The sequence below is a fragment of the Solwaraspora sp. WMMA2056 genome (genome assembly GCF_030345095.1).
GTDB lineage: Bacteria > Actinomycetota > Actinomycetes > Mycobacteriales > Micromonosporaceae > Micromonospora_E.
The window spans coordinates 2,918,277-2,934,543 of record NZ_CP128360.1 but is presented as its reverse complement, the minus strand read 5'-3'; the positions used below and the strand labels follow the sequence as shown (position 1 = coordinate 2,934,543).

The 16,267-nt window shown below is 70.9% G+C and carries 20 protein-coding genes; 6 read left to right on the top strand and 14 right to left on the bottom strand.

The window, feature by feature from the left end:
* Nucleotides 1-38 precede the first annotated feature (38 nt).
* The 6 genes from O7608_RS13425 to O7608_RS13400 all read right to left on the bottom strand — a co-directional run bounded on the left by O7608_RS13425 (nucleotide 39) and on the right by O7608_RS13400 (nucleotide 2,639).
* Nucleotides 39-269: a hypothetical protein gene (locus tag O7608_RS13425; RefSeq protein ID WP_289210289.1), complete on the bottom strand. Its 231-nt coding sequence runs from the start codon at nucleotides 267-269 to the stop codon at nucleotides 39-41.
* Entirely contained in the window at nucleotides 262-435 is a 174-nt protein-coding gene (locus O7608_RS13420) for a hypothetical protein (protein WP_289210288.1), read from the bottom strand. The genes O7608_RS13425 and O7608_RS13420 overlap by 8 nt, the downstream gene beginning before the upstream one ends.
* Nucleotides 436-533: 98 nt before the next feature.
* Nucleotides 534-959, bottom strand: coding sequence for a hypothetical protein (locus O7608_RS13415; RefSeq protein WP_289210287.1), 426 nt, complete (start codon nucleotides 957-959; stop codon nucleotides 534-536).
* 136 nt (nucleotides 960-1,095) lie between these two features.
* The gene (locus tag O7608_RS13410) at nucleotides 1,096-1,827 is read right to left on the bottom strand and encodes a GntR family transcriptional regulator (RefSeq protein WP_289210286.1); all 732 of its coding nucleotides are present in this window, start codon (nucleotides 1,825-1,827) and stop codon (nucleotides 1,096-1,098) included.
* Nucleotides 1,828-2,104: 277 nt separating this feature from the next.
* Nucleotides 2,105-2,344 (bottom strand): hypothetical protein, encoded by a 240-nt coding sequence (locus tag O7608_RS13405; protein ID WP_289210285.1) that lies wholly within the window; start codon nucleotides 2,342-2,344, stop codon nucleotides 2,105-2,107.
* A complete protein-coding gene (locus O7608_RS13400) occupies nucleotides 2,313-2,639 on the bottom strand; it encodes a hypothetical protein (RefSeq protein ID WP_289210284.1) in 327 nt (108 codons plus the stop codon). The genes O7608_RS13405 and O7608_RS13400 overlap by 32 nt, the downstream gene beginning before the upstream one ends.
* 666 nt (nucleotides 2,640-3,305) lie before the next feature.
* On the opposite strand from O7608_RS13400, the gene O7608_RS13395 reads away from it, so the two are divergent.
* The 4 genes from O7608_RS13395 to O7608_RS13380 all read left to right on the top strand — a co-directional run bounded on the left by O7608_RS13395 (nucleotide 3,306) and on the right by O7608_RS13380 (nucleotide 6,199).
* Nucleotides 3,306-4,625 carry an NsdA family TPR-like regulatory protein gene (locus O7608_RS13395; protein WP_289210283.1) on the top strand — a complete coding sequence of 440 codons (1,320 nt, stop codon included), beginning with the start codon at nucleotides 3,306-3,308 and terminating at the stop codon, nucleotides 4,623-4,625.
* 15 nt (nucleotides 4,626-4,640) lie between these two features.
* On the top strand, nucleotides 4,641-5,192 hold the full coding sequence (locus O7608_RS13390) for a GNAT family N-acetyltransferase (protein WP_289210282.1): 552 nt from the start codon (nucleotides 4,641-4,643) through the stop codon (nucleotides 5,190-5,192).
* Between the two features lie 74 nt (nucleotides 5,193-5,266).
* Nucleotides 5,267-5,620 (top strand): hypothetical protein, encoded by a 354-nt coding sequence (locus O7608_RS13385; RefSeq protein WP_289210281.1) that lies wholly within the window; start codon nucleotides 5,267-5,269, stop codon nucleotides 5,618-5,620.
* A gap of 18 nt (nucleotides 5,621-5,638) precedes the next feature.
* Nucleotides 5,639-6,199 (top strand): hypothetical protein, encoded by a 561-nt coding sequence (locus O7608_RS13380; RefSeq protein WP_289210280.1) that lies wholly within the window; start codon nucleotides 5,639-5,641, stop codon nucleotides 6,197-6,199.
* 242 nt (nucleotides 6,200-6,441) lie between these two features.
* On the opposite strand, the gene O7608_RS13375 is transcribed toward O7608_RS13380, so the two are convergent.
* Entirely contained in the window at nucleotides 6,442-6,750 is a 309-nt protein-coding gene (locus O7608_RS13375; RefSeq protein WP_289210279.1) for a hypothetical protein, read from the bottom strand.
* A gap of 927 nt (nucleotides 6,751-7,677) precedes the next feature.
* Between O7608_RS13375 and O7608_RS13370 the strand changes: the two genes are divergently transcribed.
* Nucleotides 7,678-8,283 carry a hypothetical protein gene (locus O7608_RS13370; protein ID WP_289210278.1) on the top strand — a complete coding sequence of 202 codons (606 nt, stop codon included), beginning with the start codon at nucleotides 7,678-7,680 and terminating at the stop codon, nucleotides 8,281-8,283.
* A 90-nt stretch (nucleotides 8,284-8,373) separates the two neighbouring features.
* Here the strand turns inward: O7608_RS13370 and O7608_RS13365 are convergent, their stop codons facing one another.
* Complete coding sequence (locus O7608_RS13365; RefSeq protein WP_289210277.1) at nucleotides 8,374-8,580, bottom strand: tautomerase family protein; 207 nt, start codon at nucleotides 8,578-8,580, stop codon at nucleotides 8,374-8,376.
* A gap of 26 nt (nucleotides 8,581-8,606) precedes the next feature.
* On the bottom strand, nucleotides 8,607-9,365 hold the full coding sequence (locus tag O7608_RS13360) for an SDR family oxidoreductase (protein WP_289210276.1): 759 nt from the start codon (nucleotides 9,363-9,365) through the stop codon (nucleotides 8,607-8,609).
* Between the two features lie 104 nt (nucleotides 9,366-9,469).
* On the opposite strand from O7608_RS13360, the gene O7608_RS13355 reads away from it, so the two are divergent.
* Nucleotides 9,470-10,318 (top strand): helix-turn-helix transcriptional regulator, encoded by an 849-nt coding sequence (locus O7608_RS13355; protein WP_289210275.1) that lies wholly within the window; start codon nucleotides 9,470-9,472, stop codon nucleotides 10,316-10,318.
* An 18-nt stretch (nucleotides 10,319-10,336) separates the two neighbouring features.
* Here O7608_RS13355 and O7608_RS13350 read toward each other — a convergent pair whose 3' ends face one another.
* The 5 genes from O7608_RS13350 to O7608_RS13330 are packed head-to-tail and all read right to left on the bottom strand — an operon-like array spanning nucleotide 10,337 to nucleotide 16,265.
* The gene (locus O7608_RS13350) at nucleotides 10,337-11,461 is read right to left on the bottom strand and encodes a DegT/DnrJ/EryC1/StrS family aminotransferase (RefSeq protein ID WP_289210274.1); all 1,125 of its coding nucleotides are present in this window, start codon (nucleotides 11,459-11,461) and stop codon (nucleotides 10,337-10,339) included.
* 29 nt (nucleotides 11,462-11,490) lie between these two features.
* Nucleotides 11,491-12,792 carry a lipopolysaccharide biosynthesis protein gene (locus tag O7608_RS13345; RefSeq protein WP_289210273.1) on the bottom strand — a complete coding sequence of 434 codons (1,302 nt, stop codon included), beginning with the start codon at nucleotides 12,790-12,792 and terminating at the stop codon, nucleotides 11,491-11,493.
* Nucleotides 12,771-13,964 carry a glycosyltransferase gene (locus tag O7608_RS13340; RefSeq protein ID WP_289210272.1) on the bottom strand — a complete coding sequence of 398 codons (1,194 nt, stop codon included), beginning with the start codon at nucleotides 13,962-13,964 and terminating at the stop codon, nucleotides 12,771-12,773. The genes O7608_RS13345 and O7608_RS13340 overlap by 22 nt, the downstream gene beginning before the upstream one ends.
* Nucleotides 13,961-15,181 carry a glycosyltransferase family 4 protein gene (locus tag O7608_RS13335; RefSeq protein ID WP_289210271.1) on the bottom strand — a complete coding sequence of 407 codons (1,221 nt, stop codon included), beginning with the start codon at nucleotides 15,179-15,181 and terminating at the stop codon, nucleotides 13,961-13,963. Before O7608_RS13335 ends, O7608_RS13340 begins: the two co-directional genes overlap by 4 nt.
* Before the next feature lie 22 nt (nucleotides 15,182-15,203).
* Complete coding sequence (locus tag O7608_RS13330; RefSeq protein WP_289210878.1) at nucleotides 15,204-16,265, bottom strand: sulfotransferase; 1,062 nt, start codon at nucleotides 16,263-16,265, stop codon at nucleotides 15,204-15,206.
* Between the last annotated feature and the right edge of the window lie 2 nt (nucleotides 16,266-16,267).

Below are 16,267 nucleotides of genomic sequence, written 5' to 3'. Positions count from 1 at the left end.
GGACCACAACACACCAGCGAGCAGACGACGACGCCACCTCACGCCGACCACCCCCGCCGAACCCGGCTGGCCTGCTCACGGGCGATCTCCGCCAGGTCGGACGCCTCACCAGCGACATCCGGCGAGGACGTCTCAGCGGCAGCCCGGCCGAACAGGTCGGCTTTCCGGTCGTACCAGGCAGCCCGCTCCTCAGCGGACGCCCGCCAGGTCGGCCGGCTGTTCAGCAGCGCCGCCAGCTCAGCGGCGAACGACAGCGTTCCGTCAGCCACGGTCATCACCACCCGCCGGCTGGTCGAGGAAGACGACGAGCGCGCAGGCGTCGCAGATGAACACGTGCGGCGGCATTGCGGCCAGGTCGTCGCAGATCTCGCAGTGCCGCCAGACTTCACGGCGGCGCGGTGTGTCCGGGTCGAGGTTCATTAGCATGGGCGTCACAGCCCGGCCCCCTTTCACGAGGGGTTGAAGGGTTGGGAGCGCGGGACGGGCCGGGACTCTTGGCGGGGAATCGGCCCGCCCCGCGTGAGATGGAGCGGTCAGGCAGCGGCAGGAGCGTGGGCCGAGGCCGGCTGCATGCCGGTGGCCCGCAGGGAGTACGCCATCCGCGCGCGGCACTGACCCGACGCCCGACACCGGTGCGAATCCACGTACGGGGTCAGGGTCAGACCGTCGAACTCCACCGCCGGCGGATACCCCGGCACGGTCGACGGCGGCGGCACCGGACGCTGCCCGGCAACGATCTTCACCTTGACCTCAGTGGACCGGCCGAACTTGCCCGCCTCAGCGTCAAGATCCAGCACCCGGACCACCCAGACCCGCTCACCGGTCTCCTTATCCCGCGCCTGGTTGTCCGCCTCGCCACGCCGGTCGAAGTCGATCTGAGCATCGACGCCCAGGAACAGCGCACCGGCGGGGAACACGTACTCGAACGGGACGGGGACCTTGATCGACGCAGGAACCACAGCAAATACCTCCGAGGGGAAGAGAAACCAACCCAACAAGCCGGCAAGTTGACTTGTTAAGTAGATCGAAGGTAACTCCCGCTAACTCGACTTGTCAAGTGCTCCAGCGCGCGCGACGTCTCACGCTCGACTGTGGTCAGTCGAGGGGGTAGACGTCTTCCAGGTCGTGACGGGAAGCGGGAAACAGCACGTCGACCGCGAGCAGCGGGGTTGCCGTACGGTCGCAAATGGACAGCAGCGCGGTGACCACCGGATCGGTCGGGCCGACCTTCAACAGGGATGCTTCGTCGTCGCGAGGCAGCCGGGCCGAGATCCGCTCGGCGACGTGATCGAACTTGACGCCCTTGCGCGCCGTCAGGTGCCGCAGCAGCCCATCCGACAGCGAAGCCGTTCCGCCCACGTCCGTACCCGCAGCGAGACCAACGGCAAGGTACGCGGTGGCCAACTCCACCGGCCCCAGGTCGTCGACCGTGACCAGTCGACGACGCGCGACGACCAGCGTTCCCGGTTCGATGTCGAGCGCGGACGCCGCCCGAGGCGGCGCCGGGATGACCTCAGCCGCCAGGACGGTGGAGCCGGCCGGTTCCGGCTGATCGAGTACGGCATACCGCTCACGGACCGCTCTGGTGAACGCGCCCCCGGGACGACCGATGACGAACCGACCCTTGCCCTGACGGGACTCAATCCAGCCGTCCTGACGCAACATGTCCAGCGCCCGCACGACGACCGGACGGGACGCGCCGAACTCCCGCACCAGCTCGGTTTCACTCGGAAGCATCGCACCGGGCGGGTAGGTGCCGTCGCCGATGCGCTGCTGCATCGCGTTGACGATCACCACGTACTTGGGTTGCGCGACTTCGATCGGCACCCAACCCACCCCCAAGACGACAACTCAGCTTGTCAAGAGGCTATCCAGGTAAGCGATGATCTGTCCATCACCGCCGGGTGCCTCACGTCCGGCCGTTCGGCCAACGTCGCGGCAGGTGGCCATACCGCCCGAACACCCGCAGCGCGGTCCGCCGCCGATCGCAGCCCAACACGCCGCACCCCGGACACCGACCATCACGGCCAGGTCCGGGGTGCCGGTCAAGCAGCCGCTGCGCCGCCCGAAGCTGGTCACGGACCGACGCCGGTCGCACCATCGGTCAGCGCGGCCCAGTAGCAAGTAGGGAAGCCCGCGCCATCACCAACGCGTGATCACCCCACGTGCCGTCACCGTTGAGCTTGACGCCCTCCAGCCAGATCCACTCGTCACTCTCCGGCCGGTTCGTGATCAGCCGTACGCCGGTCAGCCGCATCGCGACCGGGCCATCCGCCGGCCGGTACCGATCCGCCGGTTGTAGCCGGATCGTGTCACCGAGCTTGACCCGGATATCGAACGCCACGGTTTGCCTCCATCCTCGCCGCCACCGGCGGCGGTCCCGCCGCCGGCCTCCTCACCTGTTTCGCCGGTCGCCGGCCCGACAGCAGGCGCAGCCCGTCCCGCTGGACGAACACCTCACGCCGCTCGACCGCATCGCCGTGCCGGTCCAGGACGTACCCGGTCAGCCAGCACCAGCCCTCGTACGTCGGTTTCCGGCACACCGCCGTCACCCGCAGAATCACCGCCCGGCTACCGGCGAACTGCACCGACGCCCGCCCGGCGATGTGCACCACGTCCCCGACCTCCGGATCCACCATCGACACGTCTCCCCCGATCACAGATTGGATGGGCGCCGAGCCGGGCGGGGATCAGCAGTCCCCGGCAGCCCGTGTCGTTCTGCCGGTCGGGCAAGGAACCACCTACCCGGCACCCGACCCGGCGCCCTGTCTGGAATCACCTGGTGGCCGACGCGCTCCCAGGTGTGCTGCTGCCGTACGTGCCGTCCCCGCCGCAGTCCGGACAGGTCCGCCGTTGCAACCGGTGCGGGTCGCCCGGAGCGCGCAGCGCTCGACGCGGAGACGCCAGCTTCCAGCCCCGCCCCTCACACGCTGGACACCCCGAACCGGCCGGCTCGGACACGGCAGGGTCCGGTGTGCCCGTGTCGGTGTGGCAGCGCACGATCGGGACCCGGCCCCCGGCGAACGCCGCCGCGCCGACACCCACCAGCCGAGGCGCGATCAGCAGCCCGCCAGTCGGGCAGACCGCACCCGATCCCGTCCGAGATAGCCTCACGTCATCAGGCGTAGCAATCCGTAACCGGTTCACGACAATGATCGTGTACCGGTCTAACAGGACAGATCGAGGACCCGGCTCGGCACATCAGACGGACCTCAGCAGGACCACACGAGGACATCGCTTGCCGGCTGGACATCTACCGGACCAGCCTTGACAGCAGAGCCCCACCGTCCAGGAAGGCACACCGGATGGCACCACCACGGCGCGAACCCCGAACCGTGCTGGAGTACCTCATCCAGCACAGCGACCGCACCTACGAAGAACTCGCCGACGAGTTCACCCGCCACGACCCACACGCCGTGATCAGCGCCCGCCACCTCGCCCGCCTCGCCCGAGGCGAACGCGACCTCACCGGCGCCAACCCCGCCACCCGCCGCGCCCTACAAGCCATGTTCGGCCGACCCGTCGACGAACTCCAACGCCCCTGGACCGGCAACCACCCCGTACCGCCCGCGCAGCGCACCCCGATCACCCCTCAGCCGCTGCTGTCCGGCACCGGAACTGAAAGGAACCTGCTCGCCATGGCCGCCGAACGCGCCCGCCGCTACGCCCTGCTCGCCGCCGAAGCCACCACCCCCGCCGCCATCACCAGCCTCGCCGAGGACGTGCAACGCCTCGCCCTGGCCTACCCGCAGCAGCCCGTGAGCCACATCATCGGCGACCTCACCGAAACACAGGACACCCTGTTCACGCTCCTGGAACGCCGCCAACCCCCGGCCCAGTCGCGGGATCTGCACTTCCTCGCCGGCATCACCAGCGGCCTGCTCGCCAAGGTCTCCCACGACCTAGCCGACACGCACTCAGCGATGCTGCAAGCCCGTACCGCCGTGCTCTGCGCCGACCAGGCCGGACACCCCGGACTGCAAGCCTGGCTCCGCGGCCTCCAATCGTTGGTCGCCTACTGGGCCGGCCGCTACGCCGAAGCCGTCCGCTACGCCAACACCGGCACCCACTACGCCCAGCAGACCGGCGGCACCACATCGGTTTGGCTCCCGATCAGCGCCGCCCGCGCCTACGCCGCCCTCGGCAACGCCGAGCAGGCCAAGGCCGCCATCACCGAAGCCGAACAGGCATGGGCACGCGTCCAACCCGACGAGATGGACGAGATGGGCGGCATCTGCACCTTCTCCCACCCGCGCACCCTGTACTACGCCGCCGACGCACTCGCCTGGCTGCCCGAGGAAGCCGCCACCGCCGAGGAGTACGCCGCCCAGGCCGTCGCCGCCTACGCAGACCCCCACGACCCCGCATGGGCTTTCGGCGACCAGGCCGGCAGCCATGCCGACCTCGCGATTGCCCGTGTCGCGGGCCGGGACCTCGACGCCGCCGCCGACGCCATCGCGCCCGTGCTGGAGCTGCCCGCCGAACAGCGCATCAACGGCATCATCCACTCCGTCCGCCGCGTGCACCAGGCCATCACCCGATCCGGATACGCCACCGAGGCCCGCGACCTGGTCGACGGCATCGAGCACTTCACCCACACCCCCGCCAACGCTCTGCCCCGGTAAGGCACCATCAGCGGCATGGACCCGATCCACCTCACCGGCCGACTCGTCGACCTGCGCGACTTCCGCGCGAGCGACATCCCCGACGCGGTCGGCATCGTCGGAGACGAACGCGTCACCCGCTGGCTGTCCTTCGACGCACGCGACCAGGACCAGACCGCCGCCATGATCGAAGGCGCGATCAGCCGAGCGCAGGCCGAGCCACGCACCGAGTACTACCTAGCTGTTGTCGACAAGCAGGACCGGATGATCGGGTTCGGCCGCCTCGGACTCAGCGGCGTACACGCCGCGAAACTCGGCTACGCCATCCACGCCGACCACTGGGGCCATGGCTACGCCACCGACGCCGCCCGCACCCTCATCACCTATGGCTTCGGACCACTCGGGTTACACCGGATCACCGCCGCCATCGGACCAGACAACGCCGCATCCATCACCGTCGTCAAACGGCTCGGGATGACGTACGAAGGCCGCCTCCGCGACCACGTCCACACCAAAGGCGCATGGCGAGACTCCCTGCTCTACTCCATCCTCGCCCCAGAGTGGACACCGCAGGCAAACCAGCCGTAGCACCGGTCGGGCAACAGGACCAGGACCAGCGGGCGCAAGATCACCCGCAGTCCCCACGCCGGTACCATCACGGCATGCGAGACGAGCCCATCCCGGAGCCGCACCCGGACCCCGAACGCCTCGCCACCCACGCCGCCGCCATCCGCGCCGCAGCCGCCGAACTCCTCACCCGCGTCCACGAATGGCGCAACTCCCCACACTGGCAAGACACCCCCACCAACCAACACCGCTACCGCACAACCGTCGACACCTGCGCGCAGCTCGACTCGCTACCAGACCCCAGCACGCCAGACCAGCTCGCCGACATGGTCAACACCGTCCGAACCGCATACATGGTCTGGCTCCCCAGCCGCCCTGGAGTCCAACAGGCAATCCACGCCGCAGCGGAACGGATCTCAACGATAGTCAACCAATTCGGAGACGACTGAAGGGCGAAGGCTTCCGAAATGACCCCATGGATTCCAATTTTCTCCGGGATGCTAGGTATCCTAGGCGTCCTAGCAGGAACCTGGATCACGCAACGATCCACTAGAAAGCGCGAGGATTCCCGATGGGAGCGCGAACGCGAGCTCGACCGACGCCGCTATGAACGCGAACGTCTTGATCGCCAACGCGAGATCCGGTCGACTCTCTACCTCGACCTGGCCGAATTCGCACAAGATCAGCATACACGCCTTGAATCTGTAACCGACGAGTACGGCTCCGGCGTAGGTAAGGGTCCCGAAGTTAGACATCCGGACCAGCTGACTGCTCGAGTTATGCTGCACGCCGCTCCGCCGATTGCGCAGCTCTGGACCAAACTCCTAAAATCTATCGATGCTGTTCGCTGGGAGTCCACGGAGGGCGATGTCAACCACGGCGCCAATCGAATATGGCTCGATCCCGACAACCCTGCGGTGTTAGAAATGAAGAATTCCATCGAGGAGCTCAAGTCAGCACTAAGGTCGGCAATTGAAGACGAAGCATCCGCAACTCCTACCGGAAGAATCAACCCATCAGATTATTGAGTAGGAAATGATCGACCAGCTAGGACGCCGCCAACCGAACAGCACCCCATAAGCGCCAACCTACGACACAGGTTAGCCATAGACCTATCTCGGCGGCTGCCGAAATGATCTCATTAAAATCAAGGTGCCGCGCAAGCGCGGCACGCCCGCCGCGCTCGGCCTGCTGGCGGCCTCCGGCCGGCATCGGCCGGCGCGGCGGGCCATGCTGCCGCCGGCTCTGTCGGTTGGCCCTGAAAGGGGATTCATGAGCTGTGTTCGATCACCCAACTTGCCAGCTGCAATAGCTGATCACGCAACTCTGCTGGTCCAGCGACCTGGACATGAGCGACACTGCGATCCCCGTACAGCAGCCTCACGTACCCGGTCGGCCAGATCTCGGCTACACCGGACGCCCCACCCCGCAGGAGCGTCACGCTTGCCAAGGGGTCGAAAGGCGTCAGCAGCTCATCCAGGTCTGCACCCCAGCCCTCGTACTCGATCCCGTCCAGCTCCCAGCGTCGCTTCAGAGACCCGTAGACGGCTACGACGACGGGCAGATCGATGAGATCCACACGAGTGACGTTACTTCCGTACTGGCCGGTCCTGGGTCGGCGGACGGCAGGCCGTGACGATCGCGGGGGTGGTCGGCCGCCGTCGGGGGTGGGGCGATCGGCTGCCGCGCCGCTTCGCGGCTTGCCACCGGGCAACGTGGTCCAGGTCGCGGAATGCCGCCGGCACGGCAAGCCGCCCCGGCCCGAAGGCCGGGGCGGGAACCCGTACGACGCCAGCCAGCCGCGCCCTGGCCGCCGTGCCATCCGCATGCCATAAGCCGGTGCCGTAGGCGGGCACCAGCGGGCGCGAGCAGACACCACCACCGGCACCGTGACCAGGACGACCAGCAAGATCACCCCGAAGGTGGGCGATCTTCCAAACTGATTACGCGAGTTCGATTCTCGTCGCCCGCTCCACCAGCTCCACCGCAGGTCAGCGGCGGTTTCTACGAACGCTTGCCATCCCCGGTCGCGGGCGTGCCGCGGGCCTGGCTGGAATGATCCGCCGGGCCGGGTCGTTGTGCATGGTCCGCGACGCGCAGTAGACCGCTTCGGCCAGCCCCCCGGCATGCCTGCCCGTTCCACCTGCCCGTTCCGACCTGCCTGGGCGTCCTGGCGGACCGGTACTGCGGTAGAACAGTATTCCTCAGAGGAATAATCATTCCTCTGAGGTATATCGCCCGGACGGGTGTCCCTGTCCAGCGCCGTCACGGTCGGTGACGTGGCGGACCGCGAGGCCCCGGCGGGGAATGGCCGGCCGGCCCGCATGGTTGTACATTGTCGCGACGCACGGAAGGCCGGCCCCGAGCGGGCGAGTAGCCGCCGCCGCGTCCCCGTACCACCCGGACGACCGTTTACCGCACACCCCGCACGACCGCCCGCCCCGGCACGCTTCCCGGGGCCCGGGTGGCGGGTGTGCCCCCTCGGAAAACGGAAGGTGGACCCCCCATGACCACGATCATCACCCGCACCCTGCGCACCACCGCTCTGGGCATCGCCGGTCTCACCCTCGCCGGCGGCGCGATCGCCGGCCCCGCCCTGGCCGCCGACCACGCCCCCACCGCCCTCGCCGCACCCGTGTCCGCCGCAGCCGCGAGCGACAGCGGCGTCGACACCGCCAAGCTCATCCCGCACGGCGTGCAGGGCGAACAGTCCCGCATCGACCTGAGCAGCGAGCAGACCGACAACGTCAAGGGCATCATCGCCGCCACGAAGAAGGCGGGCATGGACGAGCGGGCCGCCGTGGTCGCGATCGCCACCGCGCTGCAGGAGTCGAAGCTGGAGAACCTCGGCCACCTGGGTGACCGTAACGACCACGACTCGCAGGGCCTGTTCCAGCAGCGGCCGTCGTCGGGTTGGGGCACGGTGGAGCAGATCACCGACGTCGAGTACTCGACCACCGCGTTCCTCAACGGGTTGAAGCAGGTTGACGGCTGGCAGGACATGCCGTTGACCGAGGCCGCGCAGACCGTGCAGGTGTCGGCGTACCCGTTCCACTACGCCCAGTGGGAGACCCAGGCCGCCGAACTCGTCGCCCAGCACTGGAACAGCTGACCCGGAACCAGACACAGACACAGCAGACAGGTCGAAGGGCCGGACCCCGTACCCCGGGGTCCGGCCCTTCGACGTGTGCGACCGAGTCGGTCAACTGCGACCGAGGAGCTCCGCGTTGAGGATGGTGCCGCCCAGGCTCCAACCGCCGTCGGTGACCTCCTCGAGGATCACCAACGTGGTCGGCCGGGCGCGTTCGCCGTACACGTCCACGAAGGCGTCGGTGACGGCGTCCTGCAGCTTCTTCTTCGACTCCGGGGTGAGTGTGTCGGCGGGGACCTTGAGGTTGGCGTACGGCATGGGGGTTTCCTTTCTGACCGGCTGGTTCAGCGGGCGTGCGGGTCGGTGGCGTTGAGCGTCGTCACAACCTGGTCGTAGTCGCCGCGGACCTCGGCGTGCCGGAGGAACTTCACCCGGTCGACCAGGATCTCGTGGGCTTTCGGGTCGGCCTCGATCAAGGTCATCACCTCGTCGGCGAACTCGTCGAGTGCCATCGCGGCGTCCGAGGTCTCGTGGCCCCGCATCAGCGCGGTCCGCACGGCGGGTGGCACGAGCTCGATCACCTGTACGCCGACCGGTGCCAACTGCAGGCGCAGGGTCTCGCTGAGCTGGTGGATCGCCGCCTTCGTGGCGTTGTAGGTAGGTGTGACCCGCAGCGGGACGTGCGCAAGGCCGGACGAGACCGTGACGATCGTGGCGTCGGGCCGGGTCTGCAGGTGCCCGGTGAGGGCGGCGATCAGCCGGATCGGGCCGAGCAGATTGGTGGTGACGACCTCTTCGGCATCGGCGAGGAAGCCGGAGCCCGTCCAGTCCTCGGCCCGCATGATGCCGGCCATTGCGATCAGGACGTTCAGCTCCGGGTAGCGCTCGACGACGTCGGCGGTCGCCGCCGCGATCGACGCCGCGTCGGCGGTGTCGATGCGTACGGTCCCGAATCCGTGGTCGGCGGCGAGCTTGTCGAGCAGGTCGCCACGCCGCCCGCCGATGACGACGGTGTTGCCGGCGGCCTGCAGCCGTAGGGCAAGCGCCAGTCCGATACCGGAGGTGGCACCGGGTACGAAGATGGTGTTTCCGGACGTGTTCATGTCACCTACCTTCGCCGCCGGGCCGCCGGTTAGGCACCAACCCGGTGATCGGGGGATCCGCGATCCCTGGCTGCGACGGCGCGGCGCGGCGCACCATGGACGGCATGAACCGTGCTGCCCTGGCCGATTTCCTGCGCCGCCGCCGCGAGGCGTTGCGCCCGTCCGACGTCGGTCTGGTGTCCGGGCCGCGTCGTCGCACGCCGGGACTGCGCCGGGAGGAGGTCGCGGCGCTGACCGGCATGTCCGCCGACTACTACGTGCGGATCGAGCAGCAGCGCGGCCCGCAGCCGTCGACGCAGATGCTGGCCGCGCTCGCCAGGACGCTGCGGTTGACCGCCGACGAACGGGACCATCTGTTCCGGCTGGCCGGGCACAACGTCCCCCGCCGTACGCCCGAGGACACCCACGTCGCCCCGGCCCTGCTGCGGGTGCTGGACCGGATGGCGGACACCCCGGCGTTGATTCTGTCGTCGCTCGGCGAGGCGCTGGTGGCGAACCGGCTGGCGGTGTCGATCTTCGGCGATCCGGCTGCGCGTACCGGCCTGGCCCGCTGCGACGTCTACCGGTGGTTCACCGATCCGGCTTCCCGGGCGGTGTACCCGCCGGAGTACCACGACCGGCACGGCCGCGGCCTCGTCGCCTCGCTGCGGGTGGTGCACGGCGCGGCCGGGCCGCACTCACGCGCCGGTGAGCTGGTGCGGGCGCTGCTGGCCGAGTCGCCCGAGTTCCACGAACTCTGGGAGCGGCACGAGGTCGCCCGCCGGTTCTCGGACCACAAGATCGTGGTGCATCCGGAGGTCGGTGCGATCGAGGTGGACTGTCAGGCCCTGTTCACCGAGGACCAGTCGCAGGCGTTGCTGGTACTCACGCCACGGCCGGGCAGCGAGGCCGAGGACAAGATCCGGCTGCTCGCGGTGCTGGGACACCAGCACTTCGCGACGGCTGACCGCTGAAGCGACGAGCTGCCAGCTTCAGCGCAGGATGGTCCGGAGCGCGTCGATGACCCGGTCCTGGTCGGCGTCGGACAGCTCCGGGTGGATCGGCAGCGACAGCTCCTCGGCGTAGTACGCCTCCGCCGTCGGACACAGGCCGCGCCGATAGCCGAGATCGGCGAAGACCGGGTGCCGGTACACCGGCAGGTAGTTGACCTGCACGCCGATGCCGGCCGCCCGCATCCGGTCGTAGACCTCGCGACGGCGGCCGTCGCGGACCCGCACCGGGTAGAGGTGCCAGACCGGGTCGACCCAGGGCCGTTGTTCGGGCAGCCGCAGCCCCGGCAGGTCGGCGAGCAGCTGACCGTAGCGGGCCGCCAGCTGTGCCCGGCGGGCCGTGAACTGCGGCAGCCGGGCCAGCTGGTTGAGTCCGAGACCGCACAGTACGTCGGAGAGCCGGTAGTTGAGCCCGAAGCTGTGCACCTCCTGGTGCCAGCCGCCCTCGTCGGGTTCGCGCAGCCGCTGCGGGTCGCGCACCATGCCGTGGCTGGCGAACCGGCGTACCCGGTCCAGCAGGTCGGGGTCGGTGCCGGTCACCGCGCCGCCCTCCCCCGTGGTGAGGTTCTTGGTGGGGTAGAACGAAAAGGTCGTCAGGTCGGCCAGCGCGCCGACCGGCACCCCACGGTACGTCGACCCGATGGCGTGCGCGGCGTCGTCGACGAGGACCGCCCCCGCCTCGGCGGCCACCTTGCGCAGCTGTCCGTACTCGGCGGGGTGGCCGGCGTAGTCGACGGCGGTGACCACCCGGGTCCGGGTCGTCACCGCCGCCGCGACGGCGGCCGGGTCGAGGTTGCCGGTGGCCTCCTCGACATCGGCGAAGACCACCCGGGCGCCGTGCAGCGCGGCGGTGGCCGCCGTCGCCACGAACGTCAACGGCGTGGTGACCACCTCGTCGAAGGGGCGCAGGCCGACAGCGGCGTACGCGGTGTGCAGCGCGGCGGTGCCGGAGCTGACACTGACGCAGCCGACTCCGCCGAGGTGGGCGCCGAGTGCGGCTTCGAACCGGTGGACGGTCGGTCCGGCGGTCAGCCATCCGGTGCGGACGGCGTCGGCGACCGCGTCGGCGTCGGAGGCGTCGAGGCAGGGCTGTCCGTAGGCGAGCATCGAGTTGACTCCTGTCGTCGAGGGTGGCTTCACACCCGGGTCAACGGGGCGGGTCGTGGGCGCGCCTCGGCCGGTTCCCGGGCCGGGCGGCGGGTGAGTCGTCGGGTCAGCAGCCACCAGGACGAGACGGAGAGTCCGGCGTACAGCGTGACGCAGGCCAGGGCCGCACCGAGCGCGCCCCACAGCCCGACTGCGACGACGAACAGCAGCACCGCCGCCGCGCTCCAGAGCAGGCCGAACGCGCCGACGGCGCCCATCCGGCCGGCGCCGAGCAGGGCCCGGCTGGCCACCGCGTACGGCACGAAGGCGATCTCGGCGACGACGAGGACCAGCAGCAGCGGCCGGGCACCGGCGAACTGCGGGCCGAGCAGTGGCACGATCACCAGCCAGCCGAGTCCGACGGTCACCGCGCCGGCGGCGACGACGGCGACGGCGGTGGTCGTCACCGTGCGTACCGGGCGCAACGGGCGGTCGGTGAGCGCGGCGTCGCGGTTGACGAGTTGGCCGATGGCGGTGGGCACCATCCGGGGCAGCTGGCCGAGGGTGGACGCCACCGAGTAGACGCCGACCGTCGCCGCGCCGGTGATCGCGCCGAGCACGTACCGGTCGAGCCGTAGCGTCAGCGCCAGTCCGAGGGTGAGGCCGAGCGCCCGGACCCCGTGGCGGAGCAGGGCCGACAGGTCACCGCGGGTCGGTGGCGCGAAGCTCAGCAGCCCGGCGGCGCGCAGCCGGGTCACCTGTACGGTGACCGCCGCGAGCATGCCGAGGCCCTGGCCGGCCAGCAGGGTCCAGACGGCCGGGGCGACGGCCACGGCGACGAGCAGCCCGACGGTCCCGCCGACGGTGGTGGTGATCGCCCACAGGCTGCCGCTGCGGAACCCGCCGGCGGCGTACCAGCTGTCGGGCAGTTGGGTGTGGGCGACGTACCCGCAGGTCAGCACGGACAGGGCGAGCAGGTAGCGGGGGTCGGCCAGGCCCGGGTCGATCAGCGGGGCGCAGGCCGCCGAGACGGCGACGGCGGCGACGGCGGCGATGCCGACCGCCGCGACCGACCACCAGGTGTAGCTGGCAACCAGGTCGCGCCGGCGGGTACCGGTCGGGGTCGACGGGTACGCCGCCCGCAGTTGCGGACCGGTGCCCAGGCCGGCGAGCAGTGGCACGATTCCGGCGGTGGAGACGCCGAGCACCATCAGGCCACGCCCGTGCGGGCCGAGCACCGCGCTGGCCAGCAGCGCCGCCACCATGTTGCTGCCCAGCTGGACGGCGCTGGAGGCGGTCAGCAGGGCAAGGGTGGACCGCCGGCTGCGGATCACCGGGGGTCGGCCCGCCACAGTGTCCGCCACTGCGCGGCCGCGTGCCGGGTCTGGAACGGCGACGCGGTGAAACTCGCCCGGATCCGGGCCCGCCCGTCCTGGTCGGTCCGGGCGGCGCTGGTCACCGCCTCGGCCCACCGGTGTGCTCCGGCGGCCAGGTCGACGAGGGTGAGCCCGTCGACGTACCGGGACGCCTCCCGCAGGCAGGGCAGGTCGGTGGCGACGACCGGCAGCCCGGCGGCGAGCGCTTCGAGGACCACCCCGGGCAGTCCCTCCCAGTGGGAGGTCAGGACGAACACGTCGGCGGCGGCGAGGACCGAGGCGATCTCGTCGACTTCGCCGGCGAGGGTGACCGTCGGGTCGTCGACCACGTCGGGGTGGGCCGACACGATGTCGTCGGTGCCGCACGGGCCGACGACCAGCAGCCGGGTCGTCGGTTGCCCCGGCGGTGTCTGGTCGCGGACCGCGCGGTGCACGTCGACCAGGAACGGCCGGTTCTTCTCCGGTGCGGCCCTGCCGATGTAGCCGATGACGACGTCGTCGGAGGGGATGCTCCACTGCCGGCGGGCGGCGAGCCGGTCGGGGCCGGCGACCCGGGCGGCGTCGACGCTGTTGTAGAGGATCCGGCAGCCGGGCAGGCCGGCGCGGCGTCCGGCGTACGCCATCGCCGCGTCGCTGACGGCGACGATGTCGGTGGCGACCAGGTGCAGCAGGCGGCGCAGTACGGCGCGCAACATTCGGCGGGCGGCGGTGTCGCGGCGGCCGTCGCCCTCGCTCCACATCCGGGCGATCCGCACCGGTACGCCCCGCAGCATCGCCACCGCCAGCACGATCGCGCTGAACAGGCTGATGTGGGAGACCACCACGTCGACCGGCCGGGACCGCAGGCACCGCCGCAGCCGCACCGGGTGGGTGACGGCCGGGTGCTGCGGGACCTGCACGACCTCGGCTCCGGCGGCCCGGAACTGCGGGGCGAGGCTGCCCTCGCGCCCGCCCATGGTGATGAAGGTCTGCCGGACCTCGTCGGCGGGGATCGCCCGGCACATGTCGAGCGAGAGTGTCTCCGCGCCGCCCCGGTCCAGGCTGGCGATGACGTGGACCACGTGCACCGGTTCCGCCGGCTCCCGGACCGCCGCCGACGCTGCCGCAGCCGGTGTCCTGGTGGTCGAAGCGGCGAATGGCCGGCTCACGTGTAGCTCCTCTGCCGGGTGGTGGCGTGTCGGCGGCACCGGGCGGCGGTCGCGTCGGCGACGGCCTGGTAGAAGCCGGCCCGGCGGGCGCGCAGTTCGGACGCGGCGTAGTCCCGGGCGCGGGCCAGGTTGCGGGCCGACGCGGCGGCCATCAGCTCCGGCCGGTCCAGCAGCGCGGCGATGGTCGCGGCCAGCCGGTGCGGGTCGTCGGGCGCGACGGTGAACTCCGCTGGCAGTAGTTCGGGGATGCCGCCGACGGTGGAACCGACGGCGGGCAGCGCCCGCGCCATCGCTTCGAGCATCGCGCGGGGCAGGCCTTCGGTGCGCGACGGCATGACGAACAGGTCGGCGGCGTCGAGTCGCCGGCGGACGGCGTCGCCCGGCGGCAGCGCGCCGGTGAATTCGACCCGGTCGGCGACGCGGTGATGGCGGGCGAGGTCGGTCAGCCATGGCCGGTACCGGCCGTCGCCGACGTGCACCAGCCGCAGGTCGCGGCCGGCGGCGACCAGCCCGGCGAGCGCCGTGATCAGGGTGTCGACGCCTTTGTAGCGCTGCTCCAGGGAGCCGACGCTGATCAGCGTGGTGGGTCCGGCGGGCCGGACGGCCGTACGGGGGGTGTCGACGTACGCGGCCGGGGCGAGGTCGACGTCGGAGACGGCGACGCTGATCGCGCCCGCGGCGGTCGGATATCTGGCCTGCAGGAACTGTTCGGTCACGTACCCGACGGCGATGGCGCGCCGGCACTGTCGGCGCAGCTGCCGGACCCAGGTGCGGCGCAGCACCGGCCGCAGCGGGTGGTCCACCACGCCGGGGGCGAACAGGTCGTACGGGTCGCCGACGACTTCCACCGCGTACGGCAGTCGCTGCCGGTCCCGGGCGGCGGCGAGCAGGCCGCCGACCGGTGTCGGGGCCCGCAGGATCAGCGCGTCGGCGGGTCCGACGCAGTCGCGCAGCGCCCGGCCGATCGCGGCCCGGCGGGCGAGGTACTGGTACGGGCCGAGGTAGTGCGGCACCGGCCGCACCTGCACCTGCGGGCCGTCGACCCGTTTCGCCTCGGGCGGCGCGACGGCGACGTCGCGTACCCGGGCGACCACCCGGACCTCGTCGAACGCCGTCAGGTACCGGGTCCAGAACTGGTGGTCCTGCCCGATCTCGGTCCACAGTCTGTCGTCCGGGGTCCGTGCGATCCGTCCTTCGACGGCTACCACCGCTCGCATCGACGTCTCCTTGCGTTCGAGGTCACACCTTCTGGCCGGCGCCGTGCCGGGCAGGTTCGGCCCCGGACCCGGCCGGCGGGCCCGGCGGTACGGACTCGGCCGCAGCGCCCGGCGGTACGGACTCGACCGGCGGCGTCGGCCGGTGGTAGCCGTACGCGCGCAGCAACGGGGCGGTCAGGGTGCCGATCAGCCGTCGGTGCCCCGCCGGCAACGAGGCGCGCCAGGCGTCGTCGACGCGCAGCCGCAGCCGGCCGGTGTCGAACCGCATCCGGTTACCGGAGACGCTGTGCAGGGTGCTGAACCGTGCGTGGTCGTCGCCCAGGAAGGACAGGTCGGCCTCGGCAAGGGGCAGGCCGGCGAAGTCGGCCAGGGCGGTCAGGGCACCCGGCGGATCGGCCAGGACGTCCTCGTAGCGCATCCGGCGTATCCGCAGGTCGGTCCCGGGGACGTCGGTGCGGCGGCCGAGGCGGGCCAGCAGATCGTAGGCGGCGTTGTGCCCGCTCCAGCTCAGCGCGCACCGGACCGACGGGAACGTCGGCACCGGCACCAGGGTGCCGGCTTCGTGGTCGTGGACCGGTTTCATCCAGGAGTACGCGACCCCGCGCGGATCCCGTACCAGGTGCAGGATCCGCAGGTCGGCCGGGCCGGCCCAGCGCAGGCCGTACGCCAACGCGGTGTCCTTGGACGAGTCGACGACGACCTGTGCTCCGGTGATGGTCGCCGCCGCCGTGTAGATGCGCGCGTGGTAGCCGACGTAGGTGGCGACCCGCGATCGGCGGCGGCCGGTCAGTCGTGGCCCGGCGAGCCGCCGCAGGTGCCGGGTACGGCCGACCGTGTCGCGCAGTCGGCGTACCCGGTCGAGGTCGACGTTGTGCCAGCCGCCGAAGGCGTACTCGCCGATGCGCCGCCACAGCGGGCAGTCGTGGAACGCGGCGCCGCAGGCGCAGCGTCGGTTGTCGCGGACGCCGTTGTCCCAGACCTGCGCGACCTCGCCGAGGCCGCAGACGCCGGGCAGTTCGTTGAGGATCCGTTCGACCAGGGTGCTGCCGCTGCGGCCCATCCCGCCGATGTAGAGCAGTCGCATGC